The organism is Caulobacter sp. GW821-FHT11E11, assembly GCF_058808315.1.
The window spans coordinates 22,248-42,302 of sequence record NZ_JBXARO010000006.1 but is presented as its reverse complement, the minus strand read 5'-3'; the positions used below and the strand labels follow the sequence as shown (position 1 = coordinate 42,302).

Annotated in this window: 16 protein-coding genes and 1 pseudogene; 8 read left to right on the top strand and 9 right to left on the bottom strand. The window is 67.0% G+C overall.

Annotated elements, in window-relative coordinates; all coding sequences use genetic code 11:
* Positions 1-34 precede the first annotated feature (34 nt).
* Genes AC1RR5_RS15720 through AC1RR5_RS15705 form a run of 4 tightly spaced genes read right to left on the bottom strand, consistent with a single transcriptional unit; the run spans position 35 to position 3,661 of the window.
* Positions 35-985 (bottom strand): LysR substrate-binding domain-containing protein, encoded by a 951-nt coding sequence (locus tag AC1RR5_RS15720; protein WP_492922734.1) that lies wholly within the window; start codon positions 983-985, stop codon positions 35-37.
* Positions 985-1,881 (bottom strand): NAD(P)-dependent oxidoreductase, encoded by an 897-nt coding sequence (locus AC1RR5_RS15715; protein ID WP_492922732.1) that lies wholly within the window; start codon positions 1,879-1,881, stop codon positions 985-987. The genes AC1RR5_RS15720 and AC1RR5_RS15715 overlap by 1 nt, the downstream gene beginning before the upstream one ends.
* Positions 1,878-2,963: a 4-oxalomesaconate tautomerase gene (locus AC1RR5_RS15710; RefSeq protein ID WP_492922730.1), complete on the bottom strand. Its 1,086-nt coding sequence runs from the start codon at positions 2,961-2,963 to the stop codon at positions 1,878-1,880. The genes AC1RR5_RS15715 and AC1RR5_RS15710 overlap by 4 nt, the downstream gene beginning before the upstream one ends.
* A gap of 2 nt (positions 2,964-2,965) precedes the next feature.
* Positions 2,966-3,661 (bottom strand): 4-carboxy-4-hydroxy-2-oxoadipate aldolase/oxaloacetate decarboxylase, encoded by a 696-nt coding sequence (locus AC1RR5_RS15705; protein ID WP_492922728.1) that lies wholly within the window; start codon positions 3,659-3,661, stop codon positions 2,966-2,968.
* A 371-nt stretch (positions 3,662-4,032) separates the two neighbouring features.
* Between AC1RR5_RS15705 and AC1RR5_RS15700 the strand changes: the two genes are divergently transcribed.
* The 3 genes from AC1RR5_RS15700 (at position 4,033) to AC1RR5_RS15690 (ending at position 9,569) form a co-directional block, all read left to right on the top strand.
* Entirely contained in the window at positions 4,033-5,892 is a 1,860-nt protein-coding gene (locus tag AC1RR5_RS15700; protein ID WP_492922726.1) for a tannase/feruloyl esterase family alpha/beta hydrolase, read from the top strand.
* Positions 5,893-5,901: 9 nt separating this feature from the next.
* Positions 5,902-7,155, top strand: coding sequence for a gallate dioxygenase (locus AC1RR5_RS15695; protein WP_492922724.1), 1,254 nt, complete (start codon positions 5,902-5,904; stop codon positions 7,153-7,155).
* A gap of 185 nt (positions 7,156-7,340) precedes the next feature.
* On the top strand, positions 7,341-9,569 hold the full coding sequence (locus AC1RR5_RS15690; protein WP_492922722.1) for a TonB-dependent receptor: 2,229 nt from the start codon (positions 7,341-7,343) through the stop codon (positions 9,567-9,569).
* An 86-nt stretch (positions 9,570-9,655) separates the two neighbouring features.
* Here AC1RR5_RS15690 and AC1RR5_RS15685 read toward each other — a convergent pair whose 3' ends face one another.
* Entirely contained in the window at positions 9,656-10,240 is a 585-nt protein-coding gene (locus AC1RR5_RS15685; RefSeq protein WP_492922720.1) for a siderophore-interacting protein, read from the bottom strand.
* Between the two features lie 453 nt (positions 10,241-10,693).
* Between AC1RR5_RS15685 and AC1RR5_RS15680 the strand changes: the two genes are divergently transcribed.
* A complete protein-coding gene (locus AC1RR5_RS15680) occupies positions 10,694-13,081 on the top strand; it encodes a TonB-dependent receptor (RefSeq protein ID WP_492922718.1) in 2,388 nt (795 codons plus the stop codon).
* Positions 13,082-13,130: 49 nt separating this feature from the next.
* The gene (locus AC1RR5_RS15675; RefSeq protein WP_492922716.1) at positions 13,131-13,610 is read left to right on the top strand and encodes a hypothetical protein; all 480 of its coding nucleotides are present in this window, start codon (positions 13,131-13,133) and stop codon (positions 13,608-13,610) included.
* An 83-nt stretch (positions 13,611-13,693) separates the two neighbouring features.
* Here the strand turns inward: AC1RR5_RS15675 and AC1RR5_RS15670 are convergent, their stop codons facing one another.
* Positions 13,694-13,942 (bottom strand): hypothetical protein, encoded by a 249-nt coding sequence (locus tag AC1RR5_RS15670; protein ID WP_492922714.1) that lies wholly within the window; start codon positions 13,940-13,942, stop codon positions 13,694-13,696.
* Between AC1RR5_RS15670 and AC1RR5_RS15665 the strand changes: the two genes are divergently transcribed.
* Complete coding sequence (locus AC1RR5_RS15665; protein WP_492922712.1) at positions 13,926-14,123, top strand: hypothetical protein; 198 nt, start codon at positions 13,926-13,928, stop codon at positions 14,121-14,123. The genes AC1RR5_RS15670 and AC1RR5_RS15665 overlap by 17 nt on opposite strands.
* A 42-nt stretch (positions 14,124-14,165) precedes the next feature.
* On the opposite strand, the gene AC1RR5_RS15660 is transcribed toward AC1RR5_RS15665, so the two are convergent.
* From AC1RR5_RS15660 to AC1RR5_RS15650, 3 genes and pseudogenes are all read right to left on the bottom strand, one after another.
* On the bottom strand, positions 14,166-15,353 hold the full coding sequence (locus AC1RR5_RS15660) for a (R)-mandelonitrile lyase (RefSeq protein ID WP_492922710.1): 1,188 nt from the start codon (positions 15,351-15,353) through the stop codon (positions 14,166-14,168).
* A gap of 17 nt (positions 15,354-15,370) precedes the next feature.
* Positions 15,371-16,320: pseudogene (locus AC1RR5_RS15655) on the bottom strand (aldo/keto reductase).
* 225 nt (positions 16,321-16,545) lie between these two features.
* On the bottom strand, positions 16,546-17,544 hold the full coding sequence (locus AC1RR5_RS15650; RefSeq protein WP_492922708.1) for an aldo/keto reductase: 999 nt from the start codon (positions 17,542-17,544) through the stop codon (positions 16,546-16,548).
* Positions 17,545-17,672: 128 nt separating this feature from the next.
* Between AC1RR5_RS15650 and AC1RR5_RS15645 the strand changes: the two genes are divergently transcribed.
* Complete coding sequence (locus AC1RR5_RS15645; protein ID WP_492922706.1) at positions 17,673-18,566, top strand: LysR family transcriptional regulator; 894 nt, start codon at positions 17,673-17,675, stop codon at positions 18,564-18,566.
* Positions 18,567-18,672: 106 nt separating this feature from the next.
* Complete coding sequence (locus AC1RR5_RS15640; RefSeq protein ID WP_492922704.1) at positions 18,673-19,794, top strand: alpha/beta hydrolase family protein; 1,122 nt, start codon at positions 18,673-18,675, stop codon at positions 19,792-19,794.
* The last annotated feature ends 261 nt before the right edge of the window (positions 19,795-20,055 follow it).

Sequence of the window (20,055 nt, the reverse complement as noted above, 5' to 3'; positions counted from 1 at the left end):
CCTCGCCCCTTGGACTTTGTCGTGAGTGCGCCGTTCAGGCGTCGTTGGTGCGCGCCAGCCGGTCCTCGATCTCGCCGACATAGCCGCGAGCGGCGTCGACGAAGGCCTGGGCGTTGCGCAGGAGAGACGTGTCGCCGCGGCGGATCAGGCCGGCCGGGCGTGACCTGGCGGCGGTCTCCAGCGGCAGGAGCCGCATGGCGCCGCGCAGAAGGTCGCCGGCCAGCATCATGTGCGGCATCACGGCGACGCTGTCTGTGGCGTAGAGGATCTCGCGGATCATCGCCGGAGAGCTGGATCGCAGCGGCTGGCGCGGCGCGATGCCCATCTCGGCCAGCAGGCCGTCGATCTCGCGGCCGACGCGCTGGGAGACGGTCGGCAACACCAGCGAGTAGTCCGCCAGGACCAGCCGGGTATCGAGGCCTTGCGTAAAGATCGGATGGTCGTGGCGCGCCAGCACCGAGATCGGCTCGGAATAGAAAGGCGTGCGCACCAGGCCATCGTCCTGGGGCATGGGGTAGAGCTGGCCGATGATCAGGTCGATCTCGCGCAGGGTCAGCAGCGAGATCAGTTCCTCGGTGCGGCCCTGGGTGACACGTACCTCAATGTCGGGCCGGGCGATCTTCAGGCGCGCCAGGGCGCCGGGCAGGACGCCGGCGGCCGCGACGGGCAAGGCGCCGACCACCACGGGACCGCCATCGCCGCCCTCGATCGCGTCCAGTTCGTCCTCGAGCCGGCCGATCTCCGAGAGCAGGCGACGGGCCGAGGCGGCCACGGTCAGGCCGAAGGGCGTCGGGTCGGCGCCGCGCGCGTGACGGTCGAACAGCCGGGCGCCGACGATCTCCTCGACTTCCTGCAGGTTCTTGGTCAGGGCCGGCTGGGAGAGGCCGAGCGCCTTGGCCGCTTGCAGGATGCTCTCATGGGTGACGATCGCGTCGATCACTCGCAAGTGCCGAAACTTCAGGCGCTGTTGCAGATAGCGTTGCACTAGTCGTCCTTCCGCTCGGCAGGCCCGTCCAGACGTGCGGCGATGGCGTCCAGCAAGGCCTTCAGGTCGTCAGGACCCTCGGCCGCCGAAGCCAGCCCCAGGGCGCCCTGGCGAGCATGGACCTCGACCATCGCGCAGGTCATTGGCGCCTGCAAACCCGCGCCCAGCAGCATCTTGGCTGCTTCGACCATCTCCTCGCTGCGGCGCTTGCCATGGACCAGCGGCCGCGACAGCAGGTAGCGCGCGAGCACGGGCCAGTCGGGATGGGGGATCGTGTTGCTGAGCGAGGCCAGCACCTCGTCCTCGACGCCGTAGTGGCGCGCGCTGGCCAGGCTCTCGGTGACGACGGCCTCCAGCCCCTTGACGAAGATGCTCCGCGACAGCTTCACCGCCGAGGCCCGGCCGATCTCAGAGCTGGACGGCGAGGCGGCAAAGCCGAGGGTCGCGAGCATCGGGGCGATGTCGTTGGCCGCTGGTCCGCCCAGCAGGATCGGGGTCTTCAGCCGCTTGGGAGCGATCGGGGCCATCACCGCGCCCTCGACATAGCGGGCCGCGCCGTCGGCGAGCGCCTGGGCCTCGGCCTGTCGGGTCTGGGGCGAGACGGAGTTGAGGTCCAGAAAGAAGGCTCCGCCAAGATAGGGAGCGGCTCCGCGCGCGACGTTCAGCGCCTCGGAGGCGGTGACGGCGCTGATCACCAGGTCGCGGCCCTCGCACGCTGCCGCCAGGTCGTCGACGACCTTGGCTGCAGCGTTGGCGGCCGCGCGGGATGGCGCGGAGGCCGGATCGGCAAACAGCCGATCATGCACCAGGACGTCGGCGAAGCCCGCCGCGACCAGGTCGGTGCGCAGGGTCTGGCCGACCTCGCCATAGCCGATCAACGAAAGGCGCGGGCTCATGCTTGTCCGTCCCAGATGGCCGCCGGCACGAACACCGAACCCGTCATCAGCAGTCGCGCCGTTCGTAACAGGGCGGCCGACACCACCTCACCTTGCGGCGACAGGCTGAGCAACGCGGTGAACTCACCGGTGGGATGCTCGACGGTGACCGTGATGTCGCCTTGGCGATCGGGCAAGTCCGCTACCGAGGCGGCGACCGAGCCAGGCAGGCAGGCCGCGGTCGCGACGCTGACCGCGCCGAACACCCCGATGGCCTTGTGCACGGTGTGGGGGATGAAGCTGCGGGTCGATAGGGCGCCGCCCGCGACCGGCGGCGAGACGAGCGTGACCTTAGGTACGGTGGCGGCGGTGACGTCGCCAAGGTTCATGCGCCGGCCCGCCCCAAGCCGGATGGCCTCGACCTTGGCGCGCAGCGCCGCGTTGGCCTCAAGATCGGCGGGCGTCTCGTCGCCACGCACGCCCAGGTCAGCGCCCCGGACCACGACCACCGGCATGCCGTTGTCGATGCAGGTCACTTCGACGCCCTCGATCATGTCGACGACGTTGCCGGTGGGCAGCAGGGCGCCGCACGACGACCCGGCGACGTCGGCGAACGTGATCGGGATCGGTGCGGCCGAGCCCGGGACGCCGTCGATGCGGCAGTCGCCGGCATAGTTGACCCGTCCGCCCGGCGTCTCGATGCGGGCCGTGGCCAGGCCATCGGTATTGCGCATGAAGATCCGCACTTCGGTATGGCCATCGCCCGCGGCGAGCAGACCGGTCTCCAGCGCGTAGGGGCCGACCCCCGCCAGGATGTTTCCGCAGTTCTGGCGATCGGACACCAGGGCTTGCGCCACCGACACCTGCAGGAAGAGATAGTCGATGTCGGCGTCAGGCCGCGACGGCGGCGACAGGATCGCCACCTTGCTGGTCAGCGAGTCCGCCCCCCCCAGGCCGTCGATCTGGCGATCGTCCGGCGAGCCCATGGCGGCCAGGAGCACGCGGTCGCGCAGCGCCGGATCGGCCGGCAGGTCCCGGCTGTGGAAGTAGAGGCCCTTGGAGGTGCCGCCGCGCAGGATCAGGCAGGGGATTGCGGTCTGCATGCTCAGGCGCCGGTCTCGTCGGCATAGTCGACATAGACCAGGCCCGCCGCCTTGAGCGGTTCGCGCATCTTGTACAGGTCCAGCCCCAGGACGCCGGACGCCAAGGTGGCGCGCTTGTCGACCTCCATGGCCTCACGCTTGTCCGAGGCGGCCAGGACGCTCGCCGCGTTCAATCGCTCGACCACGACCACGCCGTCGTCGTCGGCGATGATCACATCGCCGGGGCGAACAAGCGCGCCGCCACAGACGATGGGAATATTGACGCTGCCCAGCGTCGCCTTGACCGTGCCTTGGGCGGAAATGGCGCTCGACCAGACGGGAAAGCCCATCTCCTTGAGAACGGCGACGTCGCGCACGCCGGCGTCGATCACCAGGCCCTTGACGCCGCGCGCCATCAGCGACGTGGCCAGCAGGTCGCCGAAATAGCCCGTGTCGCAAGCCGAGGTCGGTGCGACCACGAGGATGTCGCCAGGCTGGCACTGCTCGACGGCGACGTGGATCATCCAGTTGTCGGAAGGGGGGATCGAGACGGTTACGGCGGTCCCGGCGACATGGGCGCCGGCCCAGATCGGTCGAAGCTTCGGCGAGATCAAGCCGATGCGTTCTTGGGCCTCGTGCACCGTCGCCACGCCGAACGCGGCGAGGCCTTCGACGGCGGCCTTATCGGCGCGCGGCGGATTTTGGACGACCTTATTCAACGGCAATGCTCCTGCGTGCGCAGGCGTTGGCCCAAGATCCCCGGGGCGCGCCGCGTCGACGAGGGAGGGGCAAGGACCAGAACCCTCATACCCGGCGCCTCCCGAAACTTATGACCTTGGCGCGCCGGGCCAGAGGCTCGATCGCGCCGGGCTCGCCGTGGCGAACCCGCCTTGGCTAGCATCGGCGCGCCTGCGCCACGTATGCTTTTTGGGAACGAGGTATAACCAACTGCTCGACCCCAGCGCCGATGCGGTGTGCGCCTAGCCTGTCCGTTATAGCCCCTCCTGTTTTGTTATACGTCGCGGGACGGAGAGGCTTGGTAACGGCAAGGTTCGCAACGGATAACGGGCCGGAGGACCCAGTGGCGTCAATGGATCACTCGCGTGGAAACCTAGTAGGCGCCCTCAAAGCGTTCGCGGCCATCGGCCTGCTGGCGTTCGCCGGTTGTGCGGCGGCCCAGCCGCCATCGTCGACCGGTCTTGCGGCGCTCGCGCCGATCAAGCCGGCGGTCGAGTGCGAGGCCCTGGTCGATGCGGACGTCAGCGCCGAGGTCGGCGGCAAGACGACCATCACCTCGGCCAAGGTGTCGGGCAGCGGCGACAAGGTCTTCTGCGCCGTCCAAGGCGTGATCGCCCCGCAGATCCGCTTTGAGCTGCGCTTGCCGACCAAGGGCTGGACCCAGCGCTACCTGCAGGTGGGTTGCGGCGGTCTCTGCGGCGTTCTCAACATCCGCACCGAGCACGCCGACGGCTGCATCCCGGTCCAGAACGGCCAGATCGCCCTGGCGTCGACCGACATGGGTCACCAAGGCAAGGGCGGCATGGCCGCCATGGGCGACGGCGCCTTTGGGACCGATCCGCAAGCGCGGGTCGACTTCGCCTATCGCGGGGTCCACCTGACCGCCGTGGCCTCCAAAGCCCTGATCGCCAAGTTCTACGGCCAGGGGCCGAAGTTCTCCTACTTCTCGGGCTGCTCGGACGGCGGTCGCGAAGCCCTGGTCGAGGCGCAGCGTTTCCCAGGTGACTTCCAAGGCATCGCCGCTGGCGCTCCGGCCATGTACTTCACCGTTCAGAACAGCTTCTACCATGCCTGGCAGGCGGCCTCGAACACCGGCCCCGACGGCAAGTCGGTGCTGATCGCCTCGCGCCTGCCGATCCTGCACGCCGCGGCCCTGGCCTCGTGCGACGGCGTCGACGGCCTCAAGGACGGCCAGATCGACGATCCGCGGGCCTGCCGCTTCGATCCCGTCGTCGCTCAGTGCAAGGATGGCCAAGCCACCGACAATTGCCTGACGGCCGCCGAGGTCGCCACCGCGCGCAAGCTCTATGCGGGTCCCACCGACGCCAACGGCCGCTACTTCACGCTGGGCCAGCCGCAGGTCGGATCAGAGCTGTCGTGGACGGGCGTCTTCGTGCCGCGTTCGGCCGATCAGGGTCCCAACAGCTACAACATGGCCGAGCAGCCCGTGAAGTTCCTGCTGTCGGAGACGAACCCGGCCGCCAGCTACAGCCTTGGCGCGGACTTCAAGTTCACGGCCGAGCAGTTCCAGAGCCAAGCCTGGGCACACCAGCTCTACGACGCCACAGAAACCGACCTGCGCGCCTTCTCGGCCAAGGGCGGCAAGCTGATCATGTGGCACGGCTGGTCGGACCCGCACATCTCACCGCTGGGTACGATCGCCTATCGCAACGCCGTGGTGAAGGAGATGGGCCAGGGCGAAGCCGACAAGATGCTGCGTCTGTTCCTGTTCCCGGGCCTCTATCACTGCTTTGGCGGTGATGGCCTCAGCCAGTTCGACGTGATCACCCCGCTGATGGCCTGGGTCGAGGCCGGCCAGGCGCCGAGCCAAATCCTCGCCGGCAAGGTCGATGTGCCCGACTTCGGGCCGCCTCCGGGCGAGGACGGCGGTCACGCCATGGGCCCGCCGCCAGCGGGCATGGGTCCCCCCGGCGGCATGATGGGGCCTCCGGGCGCCGGCCGTGGCGGTCCGCCCATGGGCGACCTGCCGCCGCTCACCCCGACCCGCCTGCGTCCGGTCTTCGCCTATCCGCAGGTGGCCAGCTACAAGGGCGCCGGCTCACCTGACGCCCCGGAGAGCTTCGTGGCCAAGACGCCCGCGAGCGAATCGGCCTCGCGCGACGCCTACGCCGCCAGCCTGCTGACGCCGCGCTTCCACAACGACTGCGAGGTCGACGGCGCGGGCCTCACCTGCAAGCCGGCGAAGCACTGAGGATCATCCATGGCAAAGCTCATCGGCGCGATCGGCGTCTCTCACACCCCGACCATCGGCTACGCCCGCGACCGCAACCTTGAAAAGGATCCGGTCTGGGCTCCGATCTTCGAGGCCTTCGAACCTCTGAAAACCTGGTTGGAGGAGAAGAAGCCGGACGCGCTGGTGATGATCTACAACGATCACGTCACCTCGTTCTCCTTCGACCACTACTCCGCCTTCGCGCTGGGGGTGGGGGAAGCCTACGAGGTCGCCGACGAGGGCGGCGGTCCCCGCGACCTGCCGCCCGTTCCGGGCCACGCACCTCTGGCGCGCTGGCTGACCCGGGCGATCATGGCCCAGGACTTCGACCTGTCGGTATTCCAGCACAAGGCGCTGGACCATGGCTGCCTGTCGCCGCTGTCGCTCCTGACCCCGCCCGGCGAGACCTGGCCGATCCCGATCGTGCCGCTGCAATGCGGCGTGCTGCAGTTTCCGGCCCCATCTGCGTGGCGATGCCTGCGCCTGGGCCAGGCGCTGCGCCGGGCCATCGACTCCTGGCCGGAGGACGCGCGGGTGGTGGTTGTCGCCACAGGCGGTCTCTCCCACCAGGTCCATGGCGAGCGCGCAGGCTTCAACAACACAGTCTGGGACGAGGAATTCCTCGACCTGCTGGCCAAGGAGCCCGAGCGGCTGGCCGACCTGACCCACGCCGACTATGCGCGGCTGGGCGGCTTCGAGAGCGCCGAGGTGATCATGTGGCTGATCATGCGTGGGGCGCTGTCCAACGACATCGCCTGTCTGCATCGGACCTATTACCTTCCGTCGATGACGGCGATCGCCACTGTGCTTTACGAGGACGAGGGGGACGGCACCGGCGAGCGCGAGATCGCCGAGGTGCGCAAGGAAGCCACCCGCCAGCTCCAGGGCGCCGAGGCGTTGGAAGGGACCTACCCCTTCACCCTTGAAACCAGCGCCAAGACCTACCGCATCAACCGCTTCCTGCAGGGTCTGGTCGAGCCGGCCGCGCGTGAGCGCTTCCTGGCCGATCCAGAGGCCGAGTTCGAGGCCGCGGCCCTGAGCGAAGAGGAGCGCGGCTTGATCCGCGCCCGCGACTGGCGCGGCCTCATCCACTACGGCGCGATCTTCTTCGTGCTTGAGAAGTTGGGCGCTGTCGTCGGCGTACCTAACCCGCATATCTACGCGGCGATGAAGGGCATGTCCGTCGACGAGTTCCTGGCCACGCGCAATGCCCAGATCACCTATTCGGTGGCGCGCAAGTAGTTCGCCAGAGCCGAGATCACGTTAGGTTATACGTCCCGGTTTTTATCTATACCGTGTCCGATCCTCCCCCCTGCTAGCTGAGACGAGAGCTCATCGAGAGCTTTGCAAGCGGTCCAAGACCGCCGTCCCAGCGGGCGGCGCCTCATGAGAGGCCGCGTTGTTTCGCATGACGCAAGGAGGGAATCTTGACACGACACCTGGCCCTGAAGTTGACCCTACTGACCACGGCCCTCGCGCCGGTCGCATTCGCCTCGCACGCCTTTGCTCAGGACAAGGCCGACACGGCCCCCACGATCGAAGAAGTTGTCGTCACCGCACAGAAGAAGACCGAGCTGGCGTCCAAGACGCCAATCGCGCTGACCGCCTACACCGGCGAGACCCTCAAGGCACAGGGCGTCGTCAGCGTCTCGGACCTGCAGAACCTGGCTCCGTCAGTGAACATCGGCCGCGACGGCTTTGGCGTGAACGTCAACATCCGCGGCGTCACCACCACCGACACTACCAGCAAAGGCGAGCAGGGCATCTCCTTCAACGTCGATGGCGTCGCAATCGGCCGCCCGACGATCCAGGGCCTGTCCTTCTTCGACGTCGAGCGCGTCGAGGTCCTGCGCGGCCCGCAAGGTACGCTTTATGGCAAGAGCAGCACCGGCGGCGCGCTGAACATCATCACCAACAAGCCCAAGAACACCTTCGAGGCCAACGCCAACGTCGAATTCGGCAACTTCAACACGCGTCGCGCCGACGCTGTGGTGAACCTCCCCCTGGGCGAGAAGTTCGCCGTTAGAGCCGCTGTCAACACCAACAAGCGTGATGGCTATGTCTATCCCGCCGATGGCTCGGCCGCCCGCAACGACCAGGACGACGTCTCGGCTCGCATCGCGGCGCTGGCCACGTTCAGCGAGGACACCAGCCTGCTGGTCTCGACGACGTTCGGCAGCGTGCGCGGGGTCGGTGCCGGCGCTGTGCTCTACAACAACTACCTGACGAAGTCTGGCGCGGACGCCCGCAAGGTTTACGGGAACCCGTTCGGCGGGAAGACCAACGAGGACTTCCACAACTACAACGTCGACTTCAAGACCGCGCTGAACGGCATCGCCTTCAACTACACCGGCGCGCGCCACCTGTTCTCGGCTGACGATCGGTCGTCTTCGACCAACGATCCGCTGGGCAACTATCAAGGCCCGCCTCCCGCTGTGGGCACCTACGCCTGGCGCCAGTATCGTGGTGACGTGGCGACGACGTCCCACGAGGCGCGCATCTCGAACGCCGAGTCCGGGCACCTCGATTGGGTCGCTGGCGTCAACTACACCAAGGAAGACATCAACGAGAGCGACCACAACTGGTCCGCGCCGGTGACGAACGCCACGTTGGCCGGGAGCCGGAACGGCATCGATCCTGTCAACAACACGGTTCACACGTCCAAGGGGGCCTTCGCCCAAGGCACGTTCCACGTCAACGATCGCTTCAACCTGACCGCGGGCGTTCGCCGCTCCTCGGACGAGGTCGACCGCCACGGCACGTTCGCCGCTGGTCCTGGTCCCTGGCCTAACGCGCAAGGTGGGGTCTGCGTGGCGCCGCAGGACTGCATCGGCGGCCCGAACAACGGCTACCAGAAGGCCAAAAAGACCACTTACCGCTTCGCGGCCGACTACCAAGTCGCGCCTGGTCAGATGGTCTTCGCTTCGCTCGCGACCGGTTACAAGGCCGGCGGCTTTAACGACTTCGACCCGACGACCGGCGGCGTGGGGACCTACGACCCTGAATCGCTAACCGCCTACGAGGTCGGCTACAAAGGACGCCCGCTCGGCAACCTGCAGATCAACACGACGGGCTTCTACTACGATTACTCCAAGTCGCAGGTCTCAAGCCTGGTCAATATTTCGGGCAACATGGTCATCTACACCCGCTCCGTGCCGGTGAAGATCTATGGCCTTGAGATCGAGACGAAGTACAAGCCGACCCCGAACGACTCGATCGATGTGGCGGCGACGTTCCTGCACTCGGAGTACACCAGCCTGAATGCCGGCCTGTTCCAGAACATCGACTGGTCCGGCTACCGCCTCGACAAGACGCCGAAGGCGGCCCTGACCGGCGCCTACGCCCACGTTTTCGAGTTAGAGAACGGCGGCTCGATTACCGCCCGTGTGTCGACCAAGTACAGCTCCGGCTACCTGACCAGCTCGTTCGTCGACGCGATCCAGTTCAAGCAGAAGTCGTTCACTCGCTCGGACGCGACCGTGACCTATGCAGATCCCGATGGTCGCTTCTCGCTGACGGGTTTCGTCAAGAACATCGAGAACGATCTTCAGATGATCAATTCGCCCGGGAACTACTCTGCGGCCCTGCCCAACTCGGCGTCCATCGCGGTGAGCGAACCGCGGATGTACGGCGTGCGCATCGGCGTCCGCTACTAGGTCGAGCGAACACTCCCGCGAGGACGTCCTAACGTGTCCTCGGCAGACTGGACCCGGCGCTTGCGCCGGGTCTTTTTGCGTCTGGATCAGCCGATTGGCTCATGAACGCCTTCGCCGCCACGCACCCAGTAGCCAGCCGCCTTGATGCGGCGCGCGTCGATGCCGGCCGTGTCGATCAGGTGGGCCCGCAAGGCCCTGGCGACCTGGGCCTCCGCCGCGATCCAAATGAAGCCTTCGCCGGACGCCGGCAGCACCTCCGGCAGCCGGGCGATCAGCGCCTGTGCATCATCGCCCTGGCCGCTCTCGCGATCCAGCCACGCGCCCGTCCAGCGAGCCCGCGTCTCGAAAGCCTGGGTGTCAGCCTGGCTTTCCACGATCACCAGGCTGTGGATTTCCTGGCCGTCTGGCGCTTCCTCGATGCGTCGTCCGATGGCCGGCAGCGCGGTTTCGTCACCGATTAGCACCAGCCAATCGACCGCTTCGGGAAGGATAGAGGACCCTCGAGGACCGCCGATGACGAGTTCGTCGCCGACCTTGGCGGCGACTGCCCAGGCCGTGGCGGGCCCGGCGTCATGGATCGCAAAATCGATCGTCAGGCACCCGGTCTCCCGGTCGAAGGCGCGGGGCGTGTAGTCCCGCATAATCACCGTGCCGTTGGGGCCGGGGAGCATCAGCTTGATGTGATCATCGGGGCTTTGGCTCGGGGAAGTCCGCCAGCTCCTGCGACCGGAACACCAACCGGAGCATGCCGGGTGACATCGGGAGAACATGCTCGACCGTGCAGTGGCGCCGGCGCAGGTCGTGGCGCACCCGACGAAGCGTCCACCGGTCGGCAGGGGAGGGCGTATCCATGTTAATTCGAGCCTATTTCGTTATATCGAATTTATAGATATATCGCATTCCGTGATGCGCAAGGGCGTCGACGAGCGGCGGCTGCTCGCTAAACCCAGCTGGCGCTGGGAGCTCACACGATTGGTGATACCTCGTCCGAAAAAGGAATAACGCCGGTCCTCCAAGCGTCCCCCATGGTCGCGTTGCAGCGGCGAAACAAGCCGCAACCGATTAGGGGGATACCAATGGCAGCTCTCCGCCAGGGCGGACTGCGCGCGCTTCTTTGCGCTACCGTGTTCACGACATTCATGCCGGTCTTGGCCCATGCCCAGGCCAGCACGCAGACCAGCGAACCCATCCTGCTCGACGATGTGATCGTCACCGCCAACAAGCGCGAGGAAAAGCTTCACGACGTACCGGCGAGCGTCAGCGTTGTGACTGCTGCGGTGATGGAGAAGCACCAGATCAACGACGCCAAGGACTTCCCGCAGTTCGCGCCAACCCTGAACTTCCAGGCCGCCGACGAGGCGCGCCTCTTCAACTTCTCGATCCGCGGCATCGGCACTGAGGCGTTTTCGGTCGCCGCCGAGCCAAGCGTGGCGGTGATCGTCGACGGCGTGGTCTACACCCGGCCGGGCGCAGCCTTCGATGGCCTGACCGATCTGGAGCGCGTCGAGGTGCTGAGCGGGCCGCAGGGCACGCTGCAGGGCAAGAACGCCTCGGCTGGCGCCGTCGTCATCGTCACCAAGAACCCCAACCGTGATCACTGGGAACGTCGCGCCGAGCTCACCGTCGCCGAGGACAACGAGCGCAAGGCCAGCCTGATGTTCACCGGGCCGCTGAGCGACCAACTGGCGATCCGAGCCTACGGCTACTACAGCAAGCGCGACGGCAAGGTGATCAACGTCGCCGATGGCAAGACCGTCAACAATGTCGAGGGCTACGGCTTCCGCGGCAAGCTCGACTGGCGGCCGGCCGACAGCGTGCGGTTCCTGCTCTCCGGGGATATCACCCGGCGCGACGCCGACTGCTGCGGCGAGCCGATCCGGGTGGCTGCCGCGTCCGGCAACGTCACGGCCGCCTTCACCAAGACCCCGGTCGGTCCGGACAATCGCTACGTGAACTTCGACACGCCCCAGGAGGGCAAGCAGAAGAATGAGGGGATCTCGCTGCAGAGCGAGTTCGACGTCGGCGAGTTCACCCTGACCTCGCTGACCGCTTACCGCCACTACAGCGACTTCGCCATCCGCGACCGCGACGGCACCAACGCCAACTTCACGGGCGTCACGCCCCAGCAATTGTTCAACGCCACCGTCCCCGGGATCAGCGCTGCCGACGCCCTGGCGCGCCTGGACGCCCTGATGATCAACGACGCCAGCTTCGCCACCCGCAACGGCAAGATCGGCGAAAGCAACAGCCTGGAGCAGAACGGCACCTTCTCCCAGGAAATCCGCCTGACCTCGCCCGTCGGTGAGAAGGTCGACTACCTCGTCGGCGCCTACTTCTACGATGGGATCATCCGGCGCGACCTGACCATCGCGGGCGTGCGCTCCAACATTGCCGGCAACGTCACCTTCACCAGCCCGACGACCTACGTGGTCAATCGCGACACCGCCTACGTGCTGGCCGACATGCGCACGCGGGTCCACACCACCAACAAGGCCGTCTTCGGCAACCTGAACTATCGCCCGGTCGACAAGCTGACCCTGACCGCTGGCTTCCGCTACCTGGGCGAGATGCTCAAGTGGCGTCACCAGAAGGTCACCGGCCCGAACGGCGACCATATCGGCGCGGCCAATCCGGCTCGGCCGGGCGCGAACTTCGGCACCCCGGTCTTCGACGTGAACCGGGAGTTCAGCGACACGGCCAGCATCGGCAAGCTGATCGCCAAGTACGAGTTCACGCCCGACATCCTGGTCTTCGGCTCCTGGGCCAAGGGCTACAAGGGGCAGGCGGTCGACGCCGACATCTATGTGACCCAGGCCGGCTATGACGCCTCGCCCGTCGCCCCTGAAAAGTCACGCTCGTGGGAAGGCGGCGTCAAGGCGCGCTTCCTGGACCGAAAGGTCGAAGTGAACGTGACCTATTACGACACCCTGTTCACCGGCTTCCAGACCTCGTCGGCTGGCCTGGACGGCTCGGGCGCGCCGGTTCTGCGCTCGGCGGGCAAGCTCTACACCTCGGGGGTCGAGGGCGATTTCACCTTGCGGCCGTTCGAGGGTCTGACGCTGTCGGGCAACTTCCTGTTCGCCGACAACAAGTTTGGCGATCTCTTCGTCGACGCGGTCACCAACGTGAAGGGCGGCACCCCGCTCAACGCGCCCAAGAACAAGTACGGCTTCGCCGGCTCGTATGACACCGCGATCGGTGAGTGGAAGGTGTCCCTCAGCGCCAACTACACCCACGCCGCCAGGACCCTGTTCAGCAACCTGGCCGACGCCAACAAGCCAAGCTCGGTGTGGTGGCGGCCGGCCTACGGCGTGGCCAACGCCAGCATCACGGTGCGCGAGCCCGAGGACCGCTACCGCGTGACGGTCTTCGTCAAGAACCTGGGCAACACCCACTACGTCGATGGCCTGCGCCGGATCTCCGGTTCGGTCGGCGGCGCGGGGGCGGTGGCCCAGTCGCTGCCACGCGACTTCGATCGCTATGTCGGCGCAACGGTTGTCGCCTCGTTCTAGGCGGATGCGGCGGGCCCGCCGGCCCGCCGCCCTTTTTCGGAGTACGATCTTGAGTGACGTTTCAACAGGCGCGGCGGTTCGGATCGGCGCGCTGGCGGGGCTCGCCGGCGGTTTGGTGATCTGGATCTACGAGGCGGTCGTCTGGGTCGGGATGCAGCACCTCCTGTCCCTGAAGGGCATTCCGGCCAACGCCGTCGGCCTGGTGTTCGGCAAGCCCGTTCAAGCCAGCCTTGGAGCCTTGGCGTATGTCCTGGGGACCGGCATCCACTTTGCGTTCTCCGCCGCCTGGGGCGTCGGGTTCGCGTTGATCTGGCCCTATTTCCGCCGGCGCGGCGTCGAGGCGACGTTGCTGGCCCTGGCTTATGCCGTGGTGGCCTGGATCGTCATGCACGTCGCCATCGCCGTCGTGGGCGATGATCACCCCGACTACCTGGATCCCGTCGTGGTGATCGGCGGCTTCATGTCCCACTTCTTCTTCACCGTGCCGATGGCGCTGCTGATCAAGCGCCGGTACGCTGAAGCGCGTTGAGCCAGCGGATGGGCGGCCGGGCCTGGAGGCGGGTTCGCGCGCGCCGCAGGCTCGGGGCGCGAGACAGGGACCGGCGCTGGCGGCTAGGCCGCTGCCGACCGCCCTTCCGTCAGGAAGGGCGAGATGACCGCCAGGGTGTTCTTCACGTAGGCGGCCTTCTCACCGACCGGCGCGACGTAGTGGATCGAAGCTTCCGCCTCGGCGCGGCCCGCGCCGCGCGCGCTGATCCAGGCGGCAAGATACTGGGAGGCCAGGCACCCGCCTGCCGTGGCGACGTTGCCGTGATCGACCGACCGGCGAGTTGCTGTCGGCGTAATGTCGACGGCAAGCAACCTCGTTTTCCAAGGACGCGGCACTGGCGAGCTGAAGGTGTTTGACGCGACCAACGGTAAGGCGCTGGCGAGCATCGAAGTGGGCTCCAGTCTGATGGCCGCGCCGATGACCTACTCTATCGACGGCGAGCAGTACGTTGCGATCATGGCCTGGGTTGGCGGCGCGCGCGGTAAGGCCTAGCGGACGACATCGACGCCGCGCGGGTCGATGGAAACGCGGCGCTTATTGAGATGGCGCGCGGTATTCGGCTTCACTCACCGGGCCGAGCCAGGTCACGCTTGTGCCGTCTTGGGCCTCGGCCACGGCGACATGGGTCATGGCTCTGGTTGGTGCGGCTCCGTGCCAGTGCTTGACGCCGGGCGCGGTCCAGACCGCGTCGCCGGCCTTCATCCGGCGTACTGGCCCACCCTCAACCTGGACCAGGCCTTCGCCGGCTGTGACGACCAGCAGTTGGCCGAGCGGATGGCTATGCCAGTTGGAGCGAGCGCCCGGCTGGAAGGTGACGGTGGCGCCGCCAAGACGGGCCTGACCGGTTCCCTTGAACGGCGAGGTCACGGTGACCGCGCCCGTGAAGGTCGCGGTGGGCCCCTGGACGGGTTTCTGCCCGGGGGCGGTGATCGTGAGGCCATCGGCCGCTGCAGGCGCCTGCGCGGCGTCCAGATCCTTGAACACCTTGTCGGCGACGGCGACCGCAGCGGTCGCCTTGGGCCAGCCTGCATAGAACGCCAGGTGCGTCAGCGCCTCGCCGACCTCCACGCGCGTGAGGCCATTCTGCAGGCCAAGGCCAATATGGAAGGCCAGGCCCACCTCATCGCCGTTGGCGGCCAGCGCGGCCATGGTCACCAGGCTGCGGTCGCGCTGGGCAAGATCGGGCCGCCGCCAAAGATCGGCGAAGACCACATCGTTGGTCAGCGCCGCCAGCTTGGGCGCCGCCGGCCCGATGGTCGTCGTCACCGTCCGGGCTCTGGCGGCGTCAGAAGCGGGGAGAGGCAGGCCCGCCGTCACCGGGGCGCGCAGGGCGGCCATGTCGACGCCCCGATCGGTGAACACCTTCTCGATCACCTCCAGCGATGACACCGCATTGGGCCAGCCGGTATAGAAGGCCAACTGGGTGACGGCCCCGGCGATCTCGCCAGGCTTGACGCCGTTGTCGAGCGCGCGGCCCAGGTGGCCGGTGAGTTGGGCGGTCTTGCCGGTGGCGATCAGCACCGACACGGTCACCAGGCTGCGATCGCGCGGGCTGAGCGCCGGGCTCACCCAGACGTCCCCGAACAGGACGTCGTCGGTGTAGCCGGCAAGGCCCGGGGCGACGGCTTGCATGGCCTTGGGGGCGAGGGACTTGCGTTCCTGCGCCTCGACCAGGGTCGCCAAGGTCAAGGCCGCGATAGCCGCGACGACAGGTTTGTTCATCGGAAATTCCTCTTCGATCAGGTCTTGGCGGGGGCCTCGACCTCCGAGAAGGCCAGGACACCTTCAGGCAGCCGCAGGCCCTGGATCTGGATCGCCGAGGCGACGGCCGTCAGTTCGCCAAGTTCGGCGGGCGTGAAGCGGATGGCCGCGGCGCCGGCGTTGTCGACCATGTGCGCCATCTGGGTTGTTCCCGGGATCGGCACGATCCAGGGCTTTTGGGCCAGCAGCCAGGCCAGGGCGATCTGGCCGAGTGTGGCGTCCTTGCGCTGCGCCCAGGTCTTGAGAAGGTCGACCAGGGCCAGGTTGTGGGACAGGTTCTCCGGTGCAAACCGGCCTTCGACCTTGCGGATGTCGCCGTCGGCGAAACGGGTGCCCGCGTCGACGGCCCCGTTGAGGAAACCCACGCCAGCGGGCTCCAGCACACGAAGCCGATGCCCAGTTCCTCGCAGGTCGGCAGCACCCATGTCTCCGGCCCGCGCCAGAGCAACGAATACTCGTTCTGGACGGCGGTCACCGGCAGGGCGGCATGGGCGCGGCGCAAGGTCTGGTGGCCCATTTCGCTGAGACCCCAGTGCAGGACCTTGCCTTGGGCCATCAGGTCCTGGATCGCCCCAGCCACATCCTCGATGGGGACCTGGGGATCGACGCGGTGCTGGTAGAGCAGGTCGATGCGGTCGGTGCGCAGGCGCTTGAGCATGCCCTCGACCGCGACCTTGATATGTTCGGGACGGCTGTTGAGACCTGGCCCGCGCCGGCCGGTCTCTGGGTCGATGTTCCAGCCGAACTTAGACGTGATCACAACCTTGTCGCGGAACGGCTGGATCGCCTCGCCCAGGATGCGCTCATTCTCGAACGGGCCATAGGCCTCGGCCGTGTCGAAGAAGGTGACGCCCCGGTCATGGGCGGCCCGGAGAATGTTCAACATCTCGGGGCGATAAGGGACGGTGGTCGGATAGGCGCGGTGCATGTTCTGCACGCCCATGCCGATGCTGGAGACCTCCAGCTTGCCGAGCTTGCGCCGCTCGCCGTTGGCGGCGGGCGCCTTCGCCCGGGTCGCAGCCCCGGCCTCAACGGCCCCGCCGGCGGCGACGGCCGGCAGGGCCAGGCTGAGCGCGAGCAGAGCTCGGCGACCGACGCCAGAGGTCTTGGTGGTCTTGTGGTCCATGGGAACCTCCTGTCGCGGCGTAGTGGGTTAGCGGCCGGTCTGGGCGAGAACCGCTTCGGGAAGCCTAGCGCCCTGGATCGGGATCTTGGCGGCGGCGTCTTCGATCGAAGCCAGGTCCTGCGCGGTCAGTTCGACGCTGGCCGCGCCCAGGTTCTCGGTGAGGCGATGCAGCTTGGTGGTGCCGGGGATCGGCACGATCCAGGGCTTCTGCGCCAGCAGCCAGGCCAGGGCGACCTGGGCGGGCGGGGCCTGCTTTGGCTCGGCGATGGCCTTGAGCAGGTCGACTAGCGCCATGTTGGCGGCCCGGGCGTCGGCGGCGAAGCGCGGCGAGATCGACCGGAAATCGGTCGGGTCGAGCTTCGTGGTCTCGTCGATCTTGCCGGTCAGGAAACCCGCGCCCAGCGGGCTGAACGGCACGAAACCGATGCCAAGTTCCTCGCAGGCGGCGAGGACGCCGTTGTGCTCAACGTCGCGGGTCCACAGCGAATACTCGTTCTGCAGCGCAGCGACAGGCTGGACGGCGTGGGCCCGGCGAAGCGACTCCACGCTGGGCTCGGAGAGCCCGAAGTGTTTGACCTTGCCGGCCGCGATCAGGTCCTTCACGGCCCCGGCGACATCCTCCATCGGCACGGCCGGATCGACCCGGTGCTGATAGAGCAGGTCGATGTGATCGGTGCGTAGGCGCTTCAGCTGGGCCTCGGCCACGGCCTTGATGTGCTCGGGCCGGCTGTTGAGACCGCCGGTCCGGGCGCCGCTCTCCAGGTCGACGTCGAAGCCGAACTTGGTGGCGATCACCACCTGGTCGCGGAATGGCGCGATAGCTTCGCCCAGCAGCGTTTCATTGGTGAACGGCCCATAGGCCTCGGCGGTGTCGAACAGGGTCACGCCGCCGTCGAACGCTGCGCGGATGACGCCCAAGGCTTCCTCATGGGGCGTGGGCGGACCATAGGCCGAGCTCAGGCCCATGCAGCCATAGCCGAGGGCGGAAACTTCCAGGCTGGCCTGGCCTAGTTTGCGCTTTTTCATGTGGTGCTCCGTGTTCTTCAGCGAAACGCGGAGCCCCCCAGCGCCTTCGCATGCCGAGGAAGATAGGTCTGGCCCGTTTCAGCGATTAGGCCCCATAATCGCCATGTCGCTTTTAGTGGGGCTAACAAATGGCTCAGGGCTTCGACGAACTTGCCGCCTTCGCCGCGGTGGCCAAGGAGCGCAGCTTCACGCGCGCTGGAGCCAAGCTTGGGGTCTCGCCTTCGGCGCTCAGCCAGACGGTCAAGGGGCTTGAGGCCCGGCTTGGCGTTCGCCTGCTGACACGGACGACCCGCAGTGTCGCGCCGACCGAGGCGGGCGATCGTCTTCTACAAACCATCGCCCCGCGCTTTGAGGAAATCGAGCAGGCGCTGACCGCGCTCGCCGATATGCGCGAGCGGCCCGCCGGCACCATCCGCATCACCGCCGGCGAGCATGCCGCGCGCTCGGTTCTTCAATCGGGCTTGGCCAAGCTGCTGCCGAACTACCCCGACATCCGGGTCGAGATCGTGGTCGACTACGGCCTGGTCGACATCGTGTCGGAGGGGTTCGACGCGGGCGTGCGGCTGGGCGAGCAGGTGGCCAAGGACATGATCGCCCTGCGCATCGGCCCGGAAATGCGAATGGCCGTGGTCGCCTCCCCAGCCTATTTCGCCAGTCGTTCAAGGCCGCAAAGCCCGCAGGACCTGACCGAACACAACTGCATCAACATGCGGCTTCCGACCTATGGCGGCCTGTTCCCCTGGGAGTTCGAGAAGGACGGCCGCGAAGTGAAGGTGCGGGTCGATGGCCAGCTGACCTTCAACACCATCCGTCAGCGGCTGGACTCCGCCCTGCAGGGCTTGGGTCTGGCCTACATGCCCGAGGACGTCGCCGCGCCCTGCATCGCGTCGGGCGACCTCATCAGGGTGCTGGAGGACTGGTGCCTGCCGTTCCCAGGCTACCACCTCTACTATCCTAGCCGCCGCCATGCCTCGCCCGCCTTCTCGATGCTTCTGGACGCCCTGCGGTTCAAGGAGCGGTAGCGCTGGGCATTTGTAAGCAGGTCTAAAAGGAGCAAGTCCTTTGCGCCGACTAATCTTGGATATGACGGCGCGATAGCTTCCCTTCGAACACGAAGGAAGATCCGTCATGGGCTTGACCACCAAGCTTTCGCATCGCGCCAGCCTCGTGGTGCTCGGCGCCATTCTCGGCGGCCTTGCTCTGGCCGGGACGGCGCCAGCGCAGACGCTCAAGTCCATTCAGGCGCCGGCCAAGCCTCTCGTCCTGAAAGACCGGGGGAGCTTCTTCGTGGGCGGGCGTTCGGTCGAGCAGAAGGCGGGGGAGATCCTGCTGGGCCCGGACGACAGCGTGACCGTTGACCAGATGTACGTCGAGTACATGGTCCCCACCGGCAAGGCCAAGATCCCCGTGGTGATGATCCATGGCGCGGGCCTGAGTGGAAAGAGCTACGACACCACGCCCGACGGACGCATGGGGTGGTACGAGTATTTCGTCCGCCAATCCCACCCTACCTATGTCGTCGACCAGGTCGGCCGGGCGCGGTCCGGATTCAACCAGGCGGCCATCAACAACAGGCTGTCGGGCTCCAGCACCGCGCCGACCGGCTCGGTCGCGCCGACCGCGCCTGGCGCTCCGGCGGCGATCGGGCAGGGGGCCTTCCGTTTCGGCGATCGTGTCGGCGTCTGGACCAACTTCCGCTTCGGGCCAAGGTTCGGCGAGGCCTTCTCCGGATCCCAATTCCCTGTGGAGGCGGTCGGCGAACTTTCCAAACAGTCCATTCCGGACCTGACGTCGCAGGTGCCCCAGCCCAACCCTACTCTCAAGGCGCTCTCCGAGCTGGCAGGCGAGCTGAAGGGCGCGGTCCTGATCAGCCACTCCCAGTCTGGCCCGTTTCCCATGGACGCGGCGCTGATCGATCCCAAGGGCATCGCCGCCATCGTCGCCCTCGAACCGGGCGCTTGCCGGGCGAACTACACCGACGACCAGATCGCCAAGCTCGCGAAAATCCCCACCCTGGTGTTGTTCGGCGACAATCTGGCCGCGCCGACGGGGCTGGGGGCGATGACCTGGCAAAACCGGCTCGACGGCTGCCGGGCCTATGCGGCGCGGATCGCCGCGGCCGGCGGCAAGGTCGAAGTTATCAGCACCGCGGAAAAAGGCATCCGGGGCAACAGTCACATGCTCATGCAGGACAAGAACAACCTGCAGATCGGCGACTTCGTCCTGGCCTGGATCGACAAGCTGGGATGATCCGTTCGAGGTAGGGGCGGCGAGGTCTGGCTCGAACACGGACTCGACCTATGGCCAAGCGGTGCTTCGCCGAGGCCTCTGCCCCTTTGGAGCGCGTCGTGCAGTTCGAAGCGGTTCGCGCCTGAGGGGGCCTGACGCCACCAATCTCAACCCTCGCTGCATCGCTGCCGATAGGAGCCAGGTAAGTTGTGGTCAGCCTTCTAAGGGTGCTTCTTAGGCCTTGGGCGACCTCTATCGCTGCGGGGGAGCCAGAGCCAGCAG